We start from the raw sequence: 18420 nt of genomic DNA, 5'->3' as shown, positions 1-18420 counted from the left end.
TGCATAACCCGGAAGGGTGAGATTTAGATTCTTTGCCCGGAGCCTTGATCAACCCTCGACTTTTTTCCGTAATTTCGATACCGTTTTAGGGCGTTTTTAGAATACTGGCGGTGGCAGGCACTAAATGCAGCCCGGCACCGTTAACAAAACGAAAGCCCGGATTTTAATATGAAGCACTTCGTACGTTTTTTATTCTTAGGTCTCTTCCTGCAGTTTATTGTTTTCCCCGTGCGGGCGCAATCGTCCGGTACGGGTATTGGCGATTGGCGCGTTTATGTGCCGAACCATAACGCTAAAACGGTAGTTGCGGCCGGCCCTAAAATTTACTGCGCCACCGAAAAAGGCCTTTTCTATTTCGATAAGGAATTCAACAGCCTGGAAGTGCTTTCTAAAGTGAACGGCCTGCACGATATGGGCGTAAGCACCATGAATTTCGACAGTGTAACCAATACGCTGGTAATTGCTTACGAAAACACCAACCTAGACCTGATCCGCGGGGAAGAAATAATCAACATCAACGATATTCTGCGCAAATCGCTGCCCGGCGAAAAGCTCATCTATAACATCTACTTCAAAGACAAACTGGCTTATTTATCCTGTGCGTTCGGTTTGGTGGTGCTCGATCTACAGAAACTGGAAATAAAAGACAGCTATATGCTGCGCAACCAGGCCGGCGTTACGCTGAAGGTTTACGCCAGCACCATTCTGAATAACCAGCTTTTTATTGCCACTTCCGGCGGTATTATGCGGGCCGATAATTACCGGACCGTAAACCTCAACGACCTGAAGAACTGGAAAACCTACGGCACTGCCGATAACCTGCCTGCTATAAGCCCCGATAATATTCGGACGCTGGCAACTTTTAAAAATGCCGTTTACGCCGGCGTTAACAGTTATGGGGTTTATAAATTAGAGAACGGAACCTGGAATAAAACCAAAGCCGATACCTGGTTAGGTTCGTTGATAAAACAGTTGGTTCCGCGTAAAAGTGTGTTGCTGGTCTGCACCGATTATAACGTGCGCTTCTTAAGTGAAAACAACGAAATTGTAGGCTACCTGGCCGATGGGCTTATGAATAAACCACAAGCCGTAGCCCAGGACCGCACCGGTGAATTCTGGGTGGCTGATTTCAACAATGGTTTGGTACGAACCATTCACCAGTCGTATTCAAATCTTTTTCCTTCCGGTCCCGCCGATATCAGTACGTTCAAAATTCTGGCCGATGCGCAATCGGTAGTGGTGCTTGCGGGTGGTTACCGTGGGCCGGGCCAGCTTAGTTCCGGTTTGGGTTTTTACGAGTTTAAGAACGGAACCTGGGAAAATTATAATTTCAACCGCTTTAAAGATCCCGCCAAATATCCTGACATTCTGGACCTGAGCGCCGTGGCACGCAACCCGGTAAACGGTAAATTATATATGGGTAGTTTTGGTTATGGGGTGCTGGAATGGAATGGTCCCGGCGATTTTAAAGTGCTGGGCGCTGATGTGTTGAGCAGTTCAGTAGCGGCTGGTAATCCGGCTTATAACACATACCTGCGCGTTACAGATATTGCTGCCGATCCGGAAGGCAATATGTGGGTAATCAATCCTTCCGATTTTTCGGGTTTGCCGGGTTTGCACATGCTGCGCCCCGACGGAACCTGGCGAACATTTAATCTGCAGAATACCTCCGAAGGTACCAGTTTCAGCACATCCAATACTTTCGAAAAGATCGTGATAGACGATAGCGGGTATAAATGGATCACGATCCGGCCGCGAAACGGCAACGGGTTGGTGGTTTATGATGATGTGAATAATCGTTTCCGGTTTCTGAACAAAAGTGCAACGGGCGGGAATCTTCCGGGTAACGAAGTGCATAGCATTGCGAAAGACATGGACGGCGATATCTGGATAGGAACGGAAAACGGTATCGGGATTTTTTACGATCCGGAACTCGCTTTTGCTTCTACTAAAAATATTTCGGCTTCGGTGCCCGTTTTCGGTAACCGGGCTTTGCTGGAAGAACAAATTGTAACGGTAATTACTGTAGATGGTGCGAACCGCAAATGGGTTGGTACCGAAAATGGGGTATGGCTTTTCAACGAAGACGGCGATAAAGTTATTCTGAATTTCACGACGAACAACAGCCCGCTTCCTTCAAATAAAATAACCGATATTGCCGTAAACCATGCCACCGGCGACGTTTTTATTGGTACGGAAGCTGGCTTGGTTTCTTACCGGGCCGGCGCTACCATTACTACCGAAGCCCTGAATTGTGCCAACGTTTTCCCAAACCCGGTACGGCCCGGTTTTGCCGGACAAATTGCTATTTCGGGTATTGCCAATAATGCCATTGTAAAAATTACCGATGTAACCGGCAACCTGGTTTTCGAGACCAAAGCGCTGGGTGGAACGGCTATCTGGAACGGGCGCGATATTAACGGGCAGCACGTACGTTCGGGCGTTTACATGGTTTTAAGCAGTAACCCCGAAGGCGGTGAAACCTGCGTGAGCAAAGTAGCCGTACTGGAATAGATGTTAGTAAAGACCCGCGGCATTGTCCTGAATTTTATCCGTTACCGGGAAACGTCTATTATTGCGCGCATTTACACCGAGCAGTTGGGTTTGCAAACCTACATTGTGAACAGCGTCCGTAAAAAAGGTCCAGGTACCCGCATTGCGCTTTTTCAGCCGCTAACTTTGCTCGAAATGGTGGTTTACAAGTCGGGAAGTGGAGGCATTACGCGCATTTCAGAATACAAATGTGCGCATCCGTTCCACAGCTTGCATTACGATATCCGCAAAAGCAGCGTGGCTTTGTTCCTTTCCGAAATTATTTCAGCTTCGGTAAAAGAGGAGGAAGAAAATCCGCCGTTGTTCAAATTTCTGTACCAATCTATTGTTGCATTCGATAACCTGGAAACTGGTTTTGAGAATTTTCACCTCGCGTTTTTAATGCAATTGGCGCATTATTTAGGGTTTGGAGCGCATAACGCCACCGAAATTACCAATCAGGTTGCTTTTGCTCCTCCTACCGGCCATGTTTCGCAGCCATCGGTTATGCATTTTCAGATGTTTGAAGGCATGCTGGATGAATTGATGGAAAATCCGCAGGAAGCTCTGGTGCCAAACGGAAGAGTGCGGAAAGAGCTTCTGAATATTCTGATCCGGTTTTACCAGTTGCATGTAGACCGGTTAGGTGAAATTAAATCGCTTCACGTACTTTCGGATGTGCTTTCAGATTAAGAAAAACGGTATGGTTTTAAGCCAAAAAAGTCGGTCTGCATGTTGCGGACCGACTTTTTTGGTGTTTTAGGATAGCGTTTTAGGTTACTTAACTTCTTCTATTCTCATCCGGAAAATAAGATCGGTGTTGGGCGGAATGCGGTAGCCGTTATTTGCAGAAAACGGATCTGGTACGCCGTGTGCACCGTAAGCTAAACGCGCCGGGATCATAACTTCCACTTCTTCGCCGGCGCGCATTAGAAGCAGCATTTCGTCCCAACCGGCAATTACTTCGCCGGTTCCAGCTTTAATTTTAATGGGTTTCTGGCCTTCGGAAGTGTCAAAAACGTTTCCGTTTGCAAACCGGCCGGTGTAATGCACCGTTACTTTGGCGCCTTGGCTTACTTGCGGACCTTTGCCCTTTTGCAAAACTGTGTAACGCAAACCCGAAGCTGTTTGGAGTGTGTCGGGTTTGGCAGAAGCAAGCGTGGCGCTAAAAAGGAAGCAGATTAACCAGCCGAAGTATTTCATATAAGTTTGTTCTGAAAAATTAGTTGATGATCTGCAATACCGTTACATCAAAAACCAGTACAGCATTGGGAGGAATGGAACCGCTGCTGCCGCCAGGGCCATAAGCCAAGCCCGAAGGAATATAAAAGCGCATCGTTTCGCCTTCGGTCATGAGTTGCAGGCCTTCGGTCCAGCCTTTAATTACGCCGGTTTTGCCAATGGTTAGCGTAAAAGGCGAATTTTTATCGTAAGAGCTATCAAATTTGCTGCCGTTCAGGAAACGACCGATGTAATGCACTTTTACGGTATTGCCATATTTTACCTGCGCGCCGGTTCCTGGTTTCTGGCTGGCGTAGTAAATGCCCGATTCGGTGCGTTGGGCCTGGCGCATGGAGCTGTCTTTGGCGAGCCATTCCTTTATCAGCGCTTCATCATCGGCGGCTTGTTTTACCGGGTCGTGCACGTTCAGCACTTCTTTCTGGCAGGCCGATACTGACCAAATAAGCGCTACAAGCAGGAAAGTTCTGCTTAACACGGTTTTAAAAGTTATGGTTTTGTTTAAAAATGTAACAAACATAAAGAATAACGAAACTAAAAATTAAAGCAACCAAAGTTGCAAATGCATGAATAAAAAAACAGCAACTCCCGATCTGAAAGTTGCTGTTTTAAATTTAACAAATGTCAGGGAATTTCCCTAAAAAACTATTTAATATCTACCAGTTCTACCTCGAAACGCAGCGATGCATCGGCTGGAATATTAGCGCCAGCACCTTGCTGGCCGTAAGCCAACGTAGAAGGAATAAGCAGTGTAGCTTTAGCGCCTTTGTTCAGTAACGCAATGCCTTCATCCCAACCGCGGATAACCATACCCTGGCCGATCTGGAATTCGAAAGGAACACCGGTTTTAGCCGAAGAATCGAACTCTTTGCCATCGAAGGTAGTGCCACGGTAGTTTACCGCTACGATCTGACCTGGTTTTGGCGTTGGGCCAGTGCCTTTCTGCGTGATAATGTAATACAAGCCTGATGGCGTTTTCTGCGCGGTCAGGTTTTGCTCTTTCAGGTATTTCTGAATGTTCTCGTCGTCAACGGCAATTTGCTTTTCAGCGTGCGCCTGCATTTCCTTCATTTTTTCTTCCTGCATTTTCTGCTGCTCGGCCATTGCCTGCTCTTTGCTCTGTAGTTTTTCGGCTACAATATGGAAAGTAAGTTTGCTGCCTTTTTTAATGAACGGAGGCAGCGGCTGCTGGTAAGATTTTGTAAACAACGTATCGGCGCTGATCTTGAAAACGGCGCTGTCGCCAGGCTTCAACATTAATAAAGCACCTTCCAGGCTACCTTTGTATGGCGCAGCATTCATCAGAGCCATTGCAGGTTGCTTAGAAGTATAGGTGCTGAACAATACCGAATCTTTATCGTTCTTCACCACTTGCTGCATGGTAAGTACCTGGCCAATAATGGTAGTATCTAAAGCAGGGTTCTCTTTCGGCTCATATTTACCGTCTTTGCCTTTAGAGAAGATCATATATTCCAGGCTGCCTTCACCTTGCGTGAATTCACCTTTTTTAACTTTATCCTGGCAAGATTGCATCAGGAACATACCGGCTAATACCGGCACTAAAAATTTAGCTTTGTTTAGCATGATTGGGTTATAGTTTGAAATCTTTTATGCAGAATGAATGAGTTGTTCGCGGTATTGCGGCAACAGGCTTTCGAATTTGGCCACGGTTGCTTCCAGGCTATCGTGAGAAATGCCGCCGGCTGCGTTGTGGTGACCGCCACCGTTAAAATGCGCTCTCGAAAATTCGTTTACCGAAAAATCGCCTACGCTGCGGAACGAAATTTTTACGGCCTGGCCGCGGTCTATTAATAAAGCTGCAAACACAATGCCTTCAATAGAAAGCGCAAAATTTACCAGTCCTTCGGTATCGCCGGTCCGGGAATCGTATTCTTTTAGTTCTTCCTGGCTGATGGCAATGTAGGCGGTATTGTATTCGGGGTGTACTACCAGCTTGTCTTTCAGGGCGTAACCTAAAAAGCGCAGCCGGGTAAGGGTGTGATTATCGTAAATTAAGCGGTGCACGCGGGCGGTATTCGCGCCGGCTGCAATCAGTTCGGCAATAATTAAATGCACATTACGTGACGTGCTCGGGTGGCGGAACGAACCGGTATCGGTCATGATGCCGGCATACAGACATTCACCAATTCCGGCATCTATCAAGGCTTCGTCGCCCAGATTCCGGATAACTTCGAAAATTAATTCGGCAGTGGCGGCAGCGCGGGTATCGGAGATGGTGATCTGCGCGAAATCTTCCGGGTGCATGTGGTGGTCGATCATCACTTTTACCGCCGGTGAATTGCGTACCATTTCGCCCATTTCGTTTATGCGGCTAAGGGCCGAAAAATCGAGGCAGAAAAGGACTTCGGTTTCGTTGATCAGATGACGCACGCGGGCATCGGTTTTTTCGTCGTACACCAGCACTTCGTCGTTGCCGGGCATCCAGTTCAGGAAAGCGGGGTAATCGGAAGGGGTAACTACTATTACGTGGTGGCCCTTCTTTTTTAAATAGCCCGCCAGACCCAGGCTCGAACCCAGTGCATCGGCATCGGGTTTGTGGTGCGTGGTGATCAGAATATTCTTTGGGGTGGCCAGCAGTTCGCGGAGCGCCGTTATTTCTTGCATTTCCTTCATAAAGCCTTTCAGGCCAAAATAAACCGCAAAATTCTGCATAAATAAAATGGAAAACAAATAATTAGAGATAAGTATCAGGATGCAAGACTTAAGACTTTTTTAGCCCGAAAGCATAGCGTTTTTGTCTGAACAGGATTTTCAGGATTTATTTGATTTACAGGATTTTTGGAAATGCATTGCCGTCTGCTTTAGCTGACGGTTTTCTGGAATGTAAAGAACTCGTTTCGATTGTTTGAAAGTTTGAAATTCGCAAGTTTGGCTTTTTGAGCTCAAAAGCATAGCGTTTTGTTTTTCCGGGCTTTTGAGGCAAGAGAATTCCGGGCAGATAAGCAGATTTCCGGATTTCTGTATTACTTTTGCAGGCTGATTTAAAAACGGATTATTATTATTTGGTGGCACGTTTTCAGATCATTCATTTCTAATTCCTAATTTTTAATTTCTAATTGATATAAAAAAGATGGCAACTAACAGAACGTTTACCATGATCAAGCCAGATGCGGTTCAGGACAACCACATTGGCGCAATTACTCAAATGATGGAAGAAGGCGGTTTCCGCATTGTAGCCATGAAAAAAACGCGTTTAACGCCGGAGCGTGCTGGTGAATTTTACGCGGTGCACAAAGAGCGTCCGTTCTACAACGACCTGGTTTCTTACATGAGCAAAGGCCCGATCGTAGCCATGATCCTGGAGAAAGACAACGCGGTAGAAGATTTCCGTACGCTGATCGGCGCTACTAACCCTGAGCAGGCTGCAGAAGGTACGATCCGGAAGCGTTTCGCAAAATCGATCGAGTCAAACGCCGTTCACGGTTCTGATTCTGACGAGAACGCTAAAATTGAAGGCGATTTCTTCTTCGGCGCTGACGAGCAGTTTTAATTTTTAGACACTAGATATTGGACGCTGGATTTTAGGCGTTAATTTTTTTGAAATTCCTGTAGAGACGCCCAATTTGGGCGTCTCTACGTTTTTTATCAGGAAACCATACCGTTTTCAGATCAAACCTCACAGATTTTTAAAACCTGTGAGGTTTTTTTATTGCCGGAAATCAAGTAAATCAAATAAATCCTGTTCAAGACAAAAGAGCAAAAACCAGTGTCTAATATCTGGCATCTAAAAAATAACTATCTTTCAAGCTACAATTAACCAAACGAAACCCATGGCCGAGGAACAAGGGCATTTTAAGCGCGAACTGAAACTTTTTGATGCTGTAATGATGGTAGCCGGAACAATGATCGGCTCCGGAATTTTTATTGTAAGTTCCGATATTGCCCGCAACGTGGGCAGTTCCGGTTATTTGCTGCTGGTTTGGTTACTTACCGGTTTTATGACCGTAGTTGCCGCGCTGAGCTACGGCGAATTATCGGGTATGATGCCTAAAGCCGGCGGCCAGTACGTGTACCTGCGCGAAGCTTATAATTCCATGGTTTCCTTTTTGTATGGCTGGACGCTTTTCCTGGTTATTCAGACGGGCACCATTGCGGCGGTTGGTGTGGCGTTTGCGCGTTTCACTGGTGTGCTTATTCCCTGGTTTTCCGAAACGAACGTGTTGCTGGAAGTTGGCCGGTTCAAATTTACCACTGTGCAGCTTTTAGCAATTTGTTGTATTGCGTTTTTAACGTACCTGAATTCCAGGGGCGTGAAAAACGGCAAGCTGATCCAGAATGTTTTCGGCAGTACCAAGATTATTGCTTTGTTTGGGCTAATCGCCATTGGCCTCATCTTCGGCATTAATGAAGGCGTGGTGCAGCAGAATTTCTCGGATATGTGGCACGCCAAAGCTACCGTAGTTGAAAGCGGCGCGGTTTCCTCCATTTCTTCGCTGGCGGGCTGGGGTTTAATTGCGGCTATTGGCATGGCCATGGTAGGTTCTTTATTTTCTTCCGATGCCTGGAACAACATCAGCTTTTCCGGCGACGAAGTAGTAAATCCGGAAAAAAATATTGTGCGCAGTATGGTTATTGGAACGATGCTCGTAACCGGCATTTATCTGTTGGTGAATGTGGTTTATTTATTGGTGCTGCCGTTAAAAGGAATTCCTGAAGGAACTGATATTTTAAGCCGCGGTATTCAGTTTGCCAGCAACGACCGTGTAGCAACTGCCGTGGCCGAAGCCGTGGGCAGCAGCAAAGCCACCATTGCTATTGCCTTGCTTATTATGATCTCGACTTTTGGCTGTGCGAACGGCTGTATTTTATCGGGCGCACGGGTGTATTACGCCATTGCGAAAGACGGGCTGTTTTTCCGGTCTATGGCGAAGCTGAACAAAAAAGGCGTGCCTGCCAATGCACTTTGGTTGCAAGGTTTGTGGGCTTCTTTGCTTTGTCTTTCCGGCACCTATAGCAACCTGCTCGATTACGTAATTTTTGCGGTGCTACTTTTCTACATTCTCACCATTGCCGGCGTATATATTCTGCGCAAAAAACGGCCCGATGCGCCGCGCCCTTACAAAGCCTGGGGTTACCCGGTTTTACCGGCCATGTATATTTTCCTGGCGGGCATGGTATGTTTCATTTTGCTGCTTTATAAACCGTATTATTCCTGGCCGGGCCTTATTATTGTAGCCATTGGAATTCCGGTTTATTATTTATTCCGGAACACAATTCGCGCAAGTAAAGTATAAGGGTTGTTTTAGTTGATTTCTCAACCACCGTAGCGCAGGGTTTAAACCCTGCGCTACGGTTTAACGCTCCCTGCAATTGAATAAACTCCGGTTCTGGATCAGGCAATATTTCGGCTTTTCGCAGCGCGAAACTTCCGGTTTCCTGGTGTTGCTGGTTCTAATGGTTTTGTTTCTGATCCTCCCGTTTTTCACCAGACCGAAATCTGAAACCTACGACCCAACCCAAGACCGGGAAATTTTAGACAGTCTGGCCGTAATTTTAGATGCCCGCGAAGAAGTAAGGAAGAAGACTTTTTACGCCAAAAAGCCTACCGTTTCTTTAAAGCCTTTCAACCCGAACGCGCTTACCGAACAAGAGTGGATCGCTTTCGGCATGAAACCCTGGCTGGCCAAACGCATTCTGAATTACCGGAACAAAGTCGGCGATTTTAAAAGCAAAGCCGAAGTGCAGAAAATCTATGGTCTGCCCGATTCAGTTTACCAAAAGTTTGCGCCTTATTTATTGTTGCCTGAAACTGCTAGAAACGGTAGGGATTTTGCCGGAAAAAGTGGCGGTACTTACGAAGACCGCAAATTTGAAAGCACGAAAAAGCCTTTTAAACTACAAGCATTCGATATAAACCTCGCCGATACTACCGAACTGAAACGCATCCGCGGTATTGGTTCTAAACTTTCTGCCAGAATTCTGAAATATCGAGATCGGCTGGGTGGTTTTACTTCCGAAGAACAGATAAAAGAAGTGTTCGGGCTGCAACCGGAAACGCTCGATAGCTTGCGCAAATACACCTACGTGGAAAACGATTTCAACCCAAAGAAGATAAACCTGAACAGCGTTACTTTCGAAGAATTGAAAACGCACCCGTACCTGAAATTCAACCAGAGCCGCGCCATAATTGCCTACCGCGACCAGCACGGACCGTATCAGAAAATAGAAGATATTAAAAAGATCAAGCTCATGGACGAAGCTACGTTTGCAAAACTGCGGCCGTACCTTGCGCTTTGATCACTTTTTCGGAACTTCGCTGTACAATGGAGCAAATTTTAAAGTCGTATCAGCGCAGGCTAATCAATCTTTCGGGCAATAACCGGTCTTTGGTTTTGCGTCGTTTAAGCGCCGGTCTGCACCTCGATCTGCAAAGCTTCGATTTTGTAAATTCCCAACCCGCTTTCGAACTGCTCCGCGAAATTATTGCCGGTAAAAAACACGTTACGCTGGCCCCATTTGCCGATCCGAGACAAGCTGATGTAGCGCCGCTAAGCAGTAAACTGAAGGAAATTTTGCGCCGCATAGCTTTGCTGAAAGAGGAACGCGGAACCGAAGAATTGTTCGTGGGCTGGCCTTTTGTAACCGGCAAACTGAACGACGGAACCTTGCTGCGCGCGCCGCTTTTATTCTTTCCCGTTAAGCTGGAACTGAACGCAAAACAGCAATGGATTTTAAGCCGGGAAAAAACTTCCGAACCGATCTTTAACCAGAATTTTCTGCTGGCTTATGCGCATTACAATCAACTGCACGCCGACGAAAATTTACTTGATTTCGACTTCTCCGATTTCCCGAAAGACGCCTTAGAGTTCCGGACAAAATTGTATGAAGTGCTTAAAAACAGCAGTCTGCAACTGAACTTCAATCAGCAACTTTTCGAGGATAAATTGCTACCGTTTCGCAGTTTAACCAAAGCCGAAATGGAAGCGCAATACAAGCCCGGCGAACTGAAATTATTTCCCGAAGCGGTACTCGGAATTTTCCCGCAGGCTGGTTCGTATTTAATGGCCGATTACGATGAATTGCTGCAAAAGCCGGAACTGAATTCTTTTGAAGCGCTTTTTAAAACCGAAGTTGAAACGAAGAACTTAACCGGAAATTTAGAGCAGAATACCTTTGCCGTTTTCGATCTGGATGCACCGCAGGAATTGGTTTTGCAGGAAGTGAAACGCGGAAGATCTTTGGTGGTACAAGGGCCGCCGGGCACCGGAAAATCGCAGCTGATCTGCAACCTGGTAACTGATTTTGTAGCGCGCGGAAAAACGGTTTGGGTAGTGTGTCAGAAACGCGCCGCGCTGGATGTGGTTTACAGCCGCTTAGTCTCAAAAGGGTTCGGGAATTTTGCAGCTTTAGTACACGATTTTGAAGCCGACCGCCGAAAAGTTTTTGCGCAACTAAAGCTCCAGATTGAGGAAGTTGAAACGTACAAAAAGCAGAATAATCAGCTGCCCATTGTGTTTGCCGAGCGGAAGTTTTTGGAAACCAGCCGCCGCATAAACCAAATTCTACAAACGCTTACCGAGTTCAAAACAGCTCTTTTCGATGCGTCGGTTTGCGGCTGGCCGGCTAAGGAATTATACCTGAAAAGTTCGCTTAAAAATGCAGCATTGAATCTGCCGGAATTCCGGGTTTTTACTGCCGAAACGCTACCATTTTTCCTGCCACAACTCGAGCAATATTTAACCGCCACTCAAGATTTAGATGCACCGGATTTTGCTTTAACCGAACGAAAAAGTTTTGCAAACTGGAACTGGCCGGAACGGAAAAAACTGGAACAGTTTGCCACTGAAATTCCGGAGAAATTTGCTGCGTTTTTCAAGGAACTTCCCGAAGTAATGCAGCAGAAAGGTTCGGCTGTAGAAACTTGGAAATTGCTGCAAAACGAAGCGGCGAACTTAGAGGCATTGTGCGAACTTTTGCAAGCTGATCTAACCGTTTTATCGCTTTTTCCGGTTTTGTTTCAGCAACCTGCGGCGCAACTGGAGCAGGTTGGCAAAACGCTTAAAAAACTGGAAAAAAGCTTTGCCGAAGAACCAGTTTTCTTAAACGAAAATGAACTACAAAATGCGTTAAATGAACTTGCGGTTTACGAACAAAGTCGCGCTAGTTTTTGGCTGAAAACGAAATGGCAACTTGGCTCCAAAACTAACTTTCTGGGACTTTTAGAGCAGTTTTACCTATCGTTTTCTGAGGTCGGAATTTCTGCGTTAAAGAAGCGTCTGGAGAAATTACAGGAACGGCAAAAGCTGCAACATTATCTCGGTCAAATTATGGGCGATTCGGTAATTTTTTCTTCGGAAATAACTGAACGCGAAAGCCAACTTAGCACGTGGCAGAAAGCTTTGGGAGCGGCACAACTAGCCCGGAAACTGCAGTGCAAAAAACTGCTTTCTTCCGACGCGAAAACGGTATTGTTTCAGGTCAAAAAACTCCTGAAAGCACTTCAGACTGTAGAAAATTCAGCTGCAAACTGGGGAGGGTTTTTAACTGAAAATCAGATCGAAAAGCTGGCAGAAAGCACAAACTTTCAGCAGGTTTTCCTTGAAAGTTTAGCACAATATTTTGAAGCCATTGCTGCGCACGATACGCATTTTGGAAACTTCAGTACAACCGAAAAAACGGTAGCTAAAACGCTGCAAAAACTGCCGGGAACGGTAGCAGAAAAGCTGGAAACGTTTCAGAATTCGGTTTTTCTGAACTGGATTCTGGAACTGGAAAATAAATATCCGGTGCTGAAAATTGCAGGAGAAGAAATTGCAAATCTGGAAAGCGAACTGCAGGAATTGCTCTTGCAGAAACAACAGCTCAGCCACGAAATTGTACTTACCGGTCTTCGCGAAAGAACGTACCGGAACCTGGAGAAAAACCGGCTTGGCAATGTAACATCTTACCGCAAACTTTACGCCCAGGTCAGCAAGAAACGCAACCTGTTTTCACTGCGCAAACTACAGGCAACTTTTAGTAATGAAATTAACGATCTGGTACCTTGCTGGCTCGCTTCCCCGGAAACAATTTCGGCCGTTTTTCCCCTTTCGCAACAACCCGATCTGGTGATCTTTGATGAGGCTTCGCAGGCGTTTTCGGAGACCGGTTTGCCGGCCATTTTCCGGGCTAAACAAGTGGTGATTGCCGGCGACGAAAACCAGCTGGCGCCAACCGACCTGTACCGTACGCGCTGGCAGGAGGAAGACGACGAAACGGAAGAATTATTTGTGGAATCTCTGCTGCAACTGAGTAGCTTGCATTTGCCGCAACACTGGCTCACGCAGCATTACCGCAGCCGCTTTCCGGAACTTATTCATTTTTCCAACCAACATTTTTACCGCAATAAACTGCAACTCATTCCTGATAAACAGGATATTGAAAAAGGCATTCCGGCTATTGAATTTTTAAAAGTGAACGGGCTTTGGGAAAAGCAGACGAATAGACCGGAAGCGGAGAAAGTAGTGGAATTGTTGTTCAAATTGCTGGCGGCAGGTCAGGAAGATATTGGCATCATCACGTTCAATTTCGCGCAACAAAGTTTGCTCCAGGACCTGGTAGAATTTACAGCGGCAGAAAGAAAGATTGCCTTGCCGGAAACCTTGCAGATCAAGAATATTGAGAACATGCAAGGCGACGAAAAACAGGTAATTATTTTAGCTGTTGGTTACGCCGCCGATGCCAGCGGGAAAGTGGTTTCGCAGTTTGGCAGCCTGAGCCAGGCCAAAGGAGAAAACCGGCTGAATGTGGCCATTACACGCGCAATTTCGAAGCTTTACGTGGTTTCAAGTTTGTTTGCGCAGGATCTGAAAGTTGAAAATGCGAAGCACGAAGGTCCAAAATTACTGCAGGCGTTTCTGCATTTTGCGCAGGCTGTTTCAGAAGGAAAGTTTAGCTGGAAGCCTTTGGAAACCGAAAGCGTGAAACACGAATTTTTCCTGAAAGATAAGCTTTTAAATGAAGCAAAAACGGTAGGAGAATTGAGCAAAAAACTGCCCTTCGCCGACTTGGTTTTAAGTAAAGATGAAAAATTCTGCCAGCTTTTCCGCACCGACGATGATCTGTATTTCGGCCAGGTTTCAACAAGGCAAACGCATTTCGATGTACCTTTCCGGCTGCAAAAACGTAACTGGCCTTACCGCACGTTTTACAGTCGCCAATACTGGCAGAATCCGGAAAAAATGGTGCAGGAAATAGAAAAAACCACATGCTGAAATACAAACTTTTTACCATTTACATTTTTTTACAAACGGCTTTATGTGGCTGTAAACAAGATAAAAGCCGCGCAGATTTTGCAACCGTAGATAATGCTTACCAGGTAACGCAGCTGGCAAAAATGAATAAAACCGAAGTGGCCGAAAGTTCTGGTTTTGCCTGGGCCGACGATGCCGGCACGCTCTGGACGCATGGCGACGGTGGCGGAACGAACACGCTTTACAAAGTAGATCTGAAAGGTAATTTGCTCGAAGCTAAAACCATTCCGAACACCATTAACGAAGATTGGGAAGATATCACGAAAGATAAAAGCGGCAACCTTTACATCGGCGATTTCGGGAACAACAACAATAAAAGGCGTAACCTCCGTATTTTCAAAATCAATTTTCAGGATACTTCCCACGTCGATACCATTCAGTTCCGGTACGAAGACCAGCAGGAATTTCCGCCCCAAAAGAAAGACCGCAATTTCGATTCGGAGGCTTTTTTCTGGCACAACGGCAAACTCTATTTATTCAGCAAAGACCGCGGTCGGGAAGAGCTGGTAAAAGTGTATGAATTACCTGACCAGCCCGGTAATTATGTAGCTAAGAAAGTAGATGAACTGCAAATGAATTCCATGATCACCGGCGCCGATGTGAGTCCGGATGGGAAACATTTTGCCTTGCTTGGTTACGGTAAAATCTATCTTTTTGAGTTAACCGGCAACAAGCTTTTCGACGGGAAAAAATACTGCATTCCGGTAGGCAAATCGGGGCAGGCCGAGGCGCTGGTTTTTGAGAATAATAAAGATCTGATCTTCAGTAACGAGAACGGGAAAATTTTCCGGGTAAAGAAAAAATAAAAAGTTGGTTTGGCGGTACGTTAAGCACTTTTTTAGCCTGAAATCCTACCGTTTTTCTACCTCATTCATGCGTTTGTTTTCCGGTAGTTTTAGCGGCTGAAAGCGTAGCGTTTTTTCTGTTGCGGCAGGTTTTTATTGTCGGGTTTTTTAACGCAAAAGCATACCGTTTTTTGCGGATGCGGGAATTTTGCTCAACCAAATTCCCCGATTTCAGTTTAAACAAATATTCAGGAAATTACGCATTCACTCATTTATTCTTCACGCAACAGCAGCTATGCAGGAAACTATCTTAATTACCGGTGCTACCGGCACGGTTGGCAACCAGGTGGTAAAAAAACTTTCGAACTTAAATGTAAAAGTGCGGGCCGGCGTGCATTCCATTATTAAAGGCGAAAATCTGAAATACCCGAACGTGGAACTTTGCGAGATCGAATACCATAAACCGGAATCGCTGAAAGCGGCTTTTACGGGCGTTGACCGCATTTTCATGATCACGCCCATGTCTGAAGACCAGGTGGAAATTGGCAAATTGCTGATAGATGCCGCCAAAGAAGCCGGGGTGAAACACGTAGTAAGACTTTCGGCAGCGGGCGCTGAAGCGGAGAATGGCATTCAGTTGGGCCGCTGGCACCGCGAAGTGGAAAAATATCTGGAAGATTCGGGCTTGACCTATACCATTTTGCGGCCGGCTTCTTTCATGCAGAATTTTGTGAATTACTACGGAAACAGCATCCGGACCGATAATAAAATATACCTTCCGTTGGGCCATGGCAAAGTAAGTTTTATTGATGCCCGCGATATTGCCGATGTGGCCGATTGCGTGCTTACCAGCGATAAATTTTACAACCAAGCCTTATACATTACTGGTCCGGAAGCGCTTACAGGAGAGGAAGTTGCCCAAGCTATTTCTGAAGCCACCGGCCGCCAGATCGAGTTTGTAGATGTACCCGAAGACGCCGCCCGGGAGGGAATGAAGCAAATGAACATGCCCGACTGGATGGTGAATGCCATGATGGAATTGCATCAGATCTGTAAAGCCGGCCACGCCGCTACCGTAACCGATACCACCGAAAAAGTTACTGGCCATAAAGGGCACACCTTTCGCGATTTTTGCCACCAATATGCCGATTGCTTTTAGCCAAGAAAGCTTGAAAAACGGTAGGAGTTTTGGCTGAAAAAGTCAAGGCTCGAATATAAAACTTCAGCAACAATGCAGAATTTCGCTATTTTGCTGGAGTTTTTTTTATCGAAATTGTCTTTGGAATTCTGCTGCGTTCTGGGTAGAAAACGGTTGCTGCAATGTTAGTGTTTTTCGGTGTTTCTGTGAATTAAAAGCAGGGAAAAACGCTATGATTTAAAACAAAAAACTGACGGGTAAATGGAAGAATTGTTTGCGGAAAAAAGAGAGTGGCTGTAAAAATGTACATAAAAAAAATCCCCGGCAATTTACCGGGGATTTTTCATTTATAGCTAGTCAGAAAATTAATATTCGTCGCTGGTGTTGCGGTTGCCGCGGGTATAACGATAATCTTCGTCCTGATCGTAACCGCCATGCGATGAACTGCCATAAGAACCGCTTCTGCCGTAGCTGCCACGACCCGAATTCTCATCAGAACGATAAGAAGCGCTGCCGCCGTAACCCCCGAAACCGCTTTGTGAACCTCTTCTGGAGCCCATTTCTTCGTTGTAAGAACCGCCGCGGTTGCCCTGGCCATAAGAGCCATAGCCACCCTGGTTGCTCATGCCCCGGCCATAACCACCTTGGCCGCCCTGCGAACCATAACCGCCTTGCGAACGATTTCCATACGATTCATTTTCATCGCGGTAGCTGCTGTAACCGCCGCGTTGCTGACCGTATTGGCCACCTTGCTGGTTACCAAAATTTCCGCCCTGGTTGCCCCAGCTTCCGCGTTGCGAAGTGCCATAATTATCCTGGTCATAACCACTTTGCTGGCCGCGGTTAGATCCCCAGCCACCCTGGTTGCCATACTGGCCACTGTAGCCGCCGCCCTGATAGCCTTGCGAGCCATAACCGCCTTGCGAAGATTGGCCGTAACCGCCACGTGTACCATAATTATCCTGGTCGTAGTTGCTCATGCCACCGCGTTGCTGGTTTTCCCAGTTGCCTTGGCGGCCCATACCACCGCGCTGCTGTTGGTTATAATTTTCCTGGTTATAATTGCTCATGTTGCCATAGTTAGAAGAACCATAGCCGCTTTGCGAGCCGTAACCGCCCTGGCCTTGTGAAGAACCATAACCGTATTGGCTGCCGCCGCCTTGTGAGCTACCGCTCATGCCACGGCTATAATTGCCCTGTCCGCCGGAAGTACCGCCCCAGTTACCTTGGTTGCGGTTTTGTTCGCCCCAGTTTTCGCGGTTGCCTTGCGAGCCGTAACCGCTTTGGGTAGAACCGCCATAGCTCATCTGGTTACCGTAGCTGCCAGATTCATTGCCATAGCCACCATAGTTGCGTTGGTTCTGATTTTGATCTTGGTAAGCACCCCAGTTATCTCTCTGGCCTTGCTGACCATAACCACTGCCAGATGAATATGAATCATAATTTTCATCGTTTTCCATGCCGGAGCTATAATTGCCCACGTTGCCTTGCGAACCCCAGTTCTGGTTGTAGCTGCCATAGCCGCCCTGGCTCATGCTGCCATAGTTACCTTCGTTTTGTGAGCCCATATCAGTATTATCTGATGAGGAAGACGATGAAGAACGGGATGATCTGGTACCTGATTTAGCAGAACCGCCGGAAGTACCTGCGGTAGCAGATCTGCCGGAAGATTTTCCGGTGGTCTGGCGGCTGGTTTTTGAAGTTGGGGAAGAAGAAGTTGAACCAGATTTTGACTTTGAGCCAGTTGAAGCAGTACGGCTGCTGTCTGAGGAGGTAGTTTTTGAACCGGTTTTGCTGTTGGTAGTGCTACCCGATGACGTGCTGCCAGAAGCGCCGGTGTTACCGCTGTTAGTGCTCTGCGTACCGCCCGACATCATAGAAGAAGAGGAGCTGCTCATGCCGGTTTGGCTTGTACCCGACATTGATTTAGAATCTGAGCCACTGCCTGACATAGAAGACTGACCTGAGTTTTTTTGATTTTCTGCCATACTGATTTTTCTCCTTTTAAATGATGATGAATGATGATGAATAAATGAACAGTAAAGCCGGTAAAGCAGTATTGCCCTGCCGGAAACCGCCCCAAATTTTAAGCCGGCTTGTGAATCACAAGGCTTAAAATTTGCGCAGCGAATTAGCTATACGCTTAATCCTCAGTCGGGTTCACACTTTAAAGTAAAATGTTTGCTAAAAAGATGTCAGGAAATAAAGCGAATTTAAGAGGAAACGCCGCGCGGCCCTTACCAGGTTATCATCTGTTTTTGGGAAATTGGTTATTGCAGCAACAGGTCGAAAAAAACAAGGCTTCGTCCGAAAATAAAGAGATAAGGATTTGATTTTTAGCGTGCTGAAAAACGTGCTACCTTATTTATTATGCTTCAGCAGAATTTAAATTAAAGCAGTTGAAAAATAAGACTTTAGCAGCTTCATCTAAAAAGGAAAATTGGCAGTAAAACGCTATGGTTTCAGGGGTAAA

13 protein-coding genes are annotated in these 18420 nt (G+C 46.3%); 8 read left to right on the top strand and 5 right to left on the bottom strand.

Translation table 11 applies throughout. The features are described from left to right. Positions 1–168 precede the first annotated feature (168 nt). Positions 169–2514 (top strand): type IX secretion system anionic LPS delivery protein PorZ, encoded by a 2346-nt coding sequence (porZ, locus tag ACFPIB_RS07685; RefSeq protein ID WP_378016854.1) that lies wholly within the window; start codon positions 169–171, stop codon positions 2512–2514. Beyond that, the gene (recO, locus tag ACFPIB_RS07680) at positions 2515–3225 is read left to right on the top strand and encodes a DNA repair protein RecO (protein WP_378016853.1); all 711 of its coding nucleotides are present in this window, start codon (positions 2515–2517) and stop codon (positions 3223–3225) included. It abuts the gene before it with no gap. Between the two features lie 84 nt (positions 3226–3309). On the opposite strand, the gene ACFPIB_RS07675 is transcribed toward recO, so the two are convergent. From ACFPIB_RS07675 to ACFPIB_RS07660, 4 genes are all read right to left on the bottom strand, one after another. After that, positions 3310–3735: an FKBP-type peptidyl-prolyl cis-trans isomerase gene (locus ACFPIB_RS07675; RefSeq protein WP_378016852.1), complete on the bottom strand. Its 426-nt coding sequence runs from the start codon at positions 3733–3735 to the stop codon at positions 3310–3312. Between the two features lie 19 nt (positions 3736–3754). Further along, a complete protein-coding gene (locus ACFPIB_RS07670; RefSeq protein ID WP_378016851.1) occupies positions 3755–4249 on the bottom strand; it encodes an FKBP-type peptidyl-prolyl cis-trans isomerase in 495 nt (164 codons plus the stop codon). A gap of 167 nt (positions 4250–4416) precedes the next feature. Continuing rightward, positions 4417–5355: an FKBP-type peptidyl-prolyl cis-trans isomerase gene (locus ACFPIB_RS07665; RefSeq protein ID WP_378016850.1), complete on the bottom strand. Its 939-nt coding sequence runs from the start codon at positions 5353–5355 to the stop codon at positions 4417–4419. Positions 5356–5379: 24 nt separating this feature from the next. Continuing rightward, complete coding sequence (locus ACFPIB_RS07660; RefSeq protein WP_378017207.1) at positions 5380–6396, bottom strand: DHH family phosphoesterase; 1017 nt, start codon at positions 6394–6396, stop codon at positions 5380–5382. A gap of 466 nt (positions 6397–6862) precedes the next feature. On the opposite strand from ACFPIB_RS07660, the gene ACFPIB_RS07655 reads away from it, so the two are divergent. The 6 genes from ACFPIB_RS07655 to ACFPIB_RS07630 all read left to right on the top strand — a co-directional run bounded on the left by ACFPIB_RS07655 (position 6863) and on the right by ACFPIB_RS07630 (position 15968). Then, complete coding sequence (locus tag ACFPIB_RS07655; RefSeq protein WP_378016849.1) at positions 6863–7282, top strand: nucleoside-diphosphate kinase; 420 nt, start codon at positions 6863–6865, stop codon at positions 7280–7282. 280 nt (positions 7283–7562) lie between these two features. Next, positions 7563–9026, top strand: a complete 1464-nt coding sequence (locus ACFPIB_RS07650; RefSeq protein WP_378016848.1) for an APC family permease — start codon at positions 7563–7565, stop codon at positions 9024–9026. Positions 9027–9102: 76 nt separating this feature from the next. Continuing rightward, the gene (locus ACFPIB_RS07645) at positions 9103–10029 is read left to right on the top strand and encodes a ComEA family DNA-binding protein (protein ID WP_378016847.1); all 927 of its coding nucleotides are present in this window, start codon (positions 9103–9105) and stop codon (positions 10027–10029) included. A 26-nt stretch (positions 10030–10055) separates the two neighbouring features. Continuing rightward, the gene (locus tag ACFPIB_RS07640) at positions 10056–13985 is read left to right on the top strand and encodes an AAA domain-containing protein (protein ID WP_378016846.1); all 3930 of its coding nucleotides are present in this window, start codon (positions 10056–10058) and stop codon (positions 13983–13985) included. Next, positions 13979–14830: an SdiA-regulated domain-containing protein gene (locus ACFPIB_RS07635; protein ID WP_378016845.1), complete on the top strand. Its 852-nt coding sequence runs from the start codon at positions 13979–13981 to the stop codon at positions 14828–14830. Before ACFPIB_RS07640 ends, ACFPIB_RS07635 begins: the two co-directional genes overlap by 7 nt. 274 nt (positions 14831–15104) lie before the next feature. Next, positions 15105–15968: an SDR family oxidoreductase gene (locus ACFPIB_RS07630; RefSeq protein WP_378016844.1), complete on the top strand. Its 864-nt coding sequence runs from the start codon at positions 15105–15107 to the stop codon at positions 15966–15968. 344 nt (positions 15969–16312) lie between these two features. Here ACFPIB_RS07630 and ACFPIB_RS07625 read toward each other — a convergent pair whose 3' ends face one another. Continuing rightward, positions 16313–17935, bottom strand: coding sequence for a hypothetical protein (locus ACFPIB_RS07625; protein ID WP_378016843.1), 1623 nt, complete (start codon positions 17933–17935; stop codon positions 16313–16315). Positions 17936–18420 lie beyond the last annotated feature (485 nt).

Origin of the sequence: Adhaeribacter terreus (genome assembly GCF_042657365.1) — a bacterium.
In the GTDB taxonomy this organism is placed as follows: Bacteria; Bacteroidota; Bacteroidia; order Cytophagales; family Hymenobacteraceae; genus Adhaeribacter_A; species Adhaeribacter_A terreus.
This window is presented reverse-complemented; position numbering and strand designations above follow the sequence as displayed.

Excerpts from the sequence above, each read along its gene's own strand:
- porZ (WP_378016854.1), top strand. The coding sequence starts at position 169 with ATGAAGCACTTCGTACGTTTTTTATTCTTAGGTCTCTTCCTGCAGTTT.
- recO (WP_378016853.1), top strand. The coding sequence starts at position 2,515 with ATGTTAGTAAAGACCCGCGGCATTGTCCTGAATTTTATCCGTTACCGG.
- ACFPIB_RS07675 (WP_378016852.1), bottom strand. The coding sequence starts at position 3,735 with ATGAAATACTTCGGCTGGTTAATCTGCTTCCTTTTTAGCGCCACGCTT.
- ACFPIB_RS07665 (WP_378016850.1), bottom strand. The coding sequence starts at position 5,355 with ATGCTAAACAAAGCTAAATTTTTAGTGCCGGTATTAGCCGGTATGTTC.
- ACFPIB_RS07660 (WP_378017207.1), bottom strand. The coding sequence starts at position 6,396 with ATGCAAGAAATAACGGCGCTCCGCGAACTGCTGGCCACCCCAAAGAAT.
- ACFPIB_RS07655 (WP_378016849.1), top strand. The coding sequence starts at position 6,863 with ATGGCAACTAACAGAACGTTTACCATGATCAAGCCAGATGCGGTTCAG.
- ACFPIB_RS07650 (WP_378016848.1), top strand. The coding sequence starts at position 7,563 with ATGGCCGAGGAACAAGGGCATTTTAAGCGCGAACTGAAACTTTTTGAT.
- ACFPIB_RS07640 (WP_378016846.1), top strand. The coding sequence starts at position 10,056 with ATGGAGCAAATTTTAAAGTCGTATCAGCGCAGGCTAATCAATCTTTCG.
- ACFPIB_RS07635 (WP_378016845.1), top strand. The coding sequence starts at position 13,979 with ATGCTGAAATACAAACTTTTTACCATTTACATTTTTTTACAAACGGCT.
- ACFPIB_RS07630 (WP_378016844.1), top strand. The coding sequence starts at position 15,105 with ATGCAGGAAACTATCTTAATTACCGGTGCTACCGGCACGGTTGGCAAC.
- ACFPIB_RS07625 (WP_378016843.1), bottom strand. The coding sequence starts at position 17,935 with ATGGCAGAAAATCAAAAAAACTCAGGTCAGTCTTCTATGTCAGGCAGT.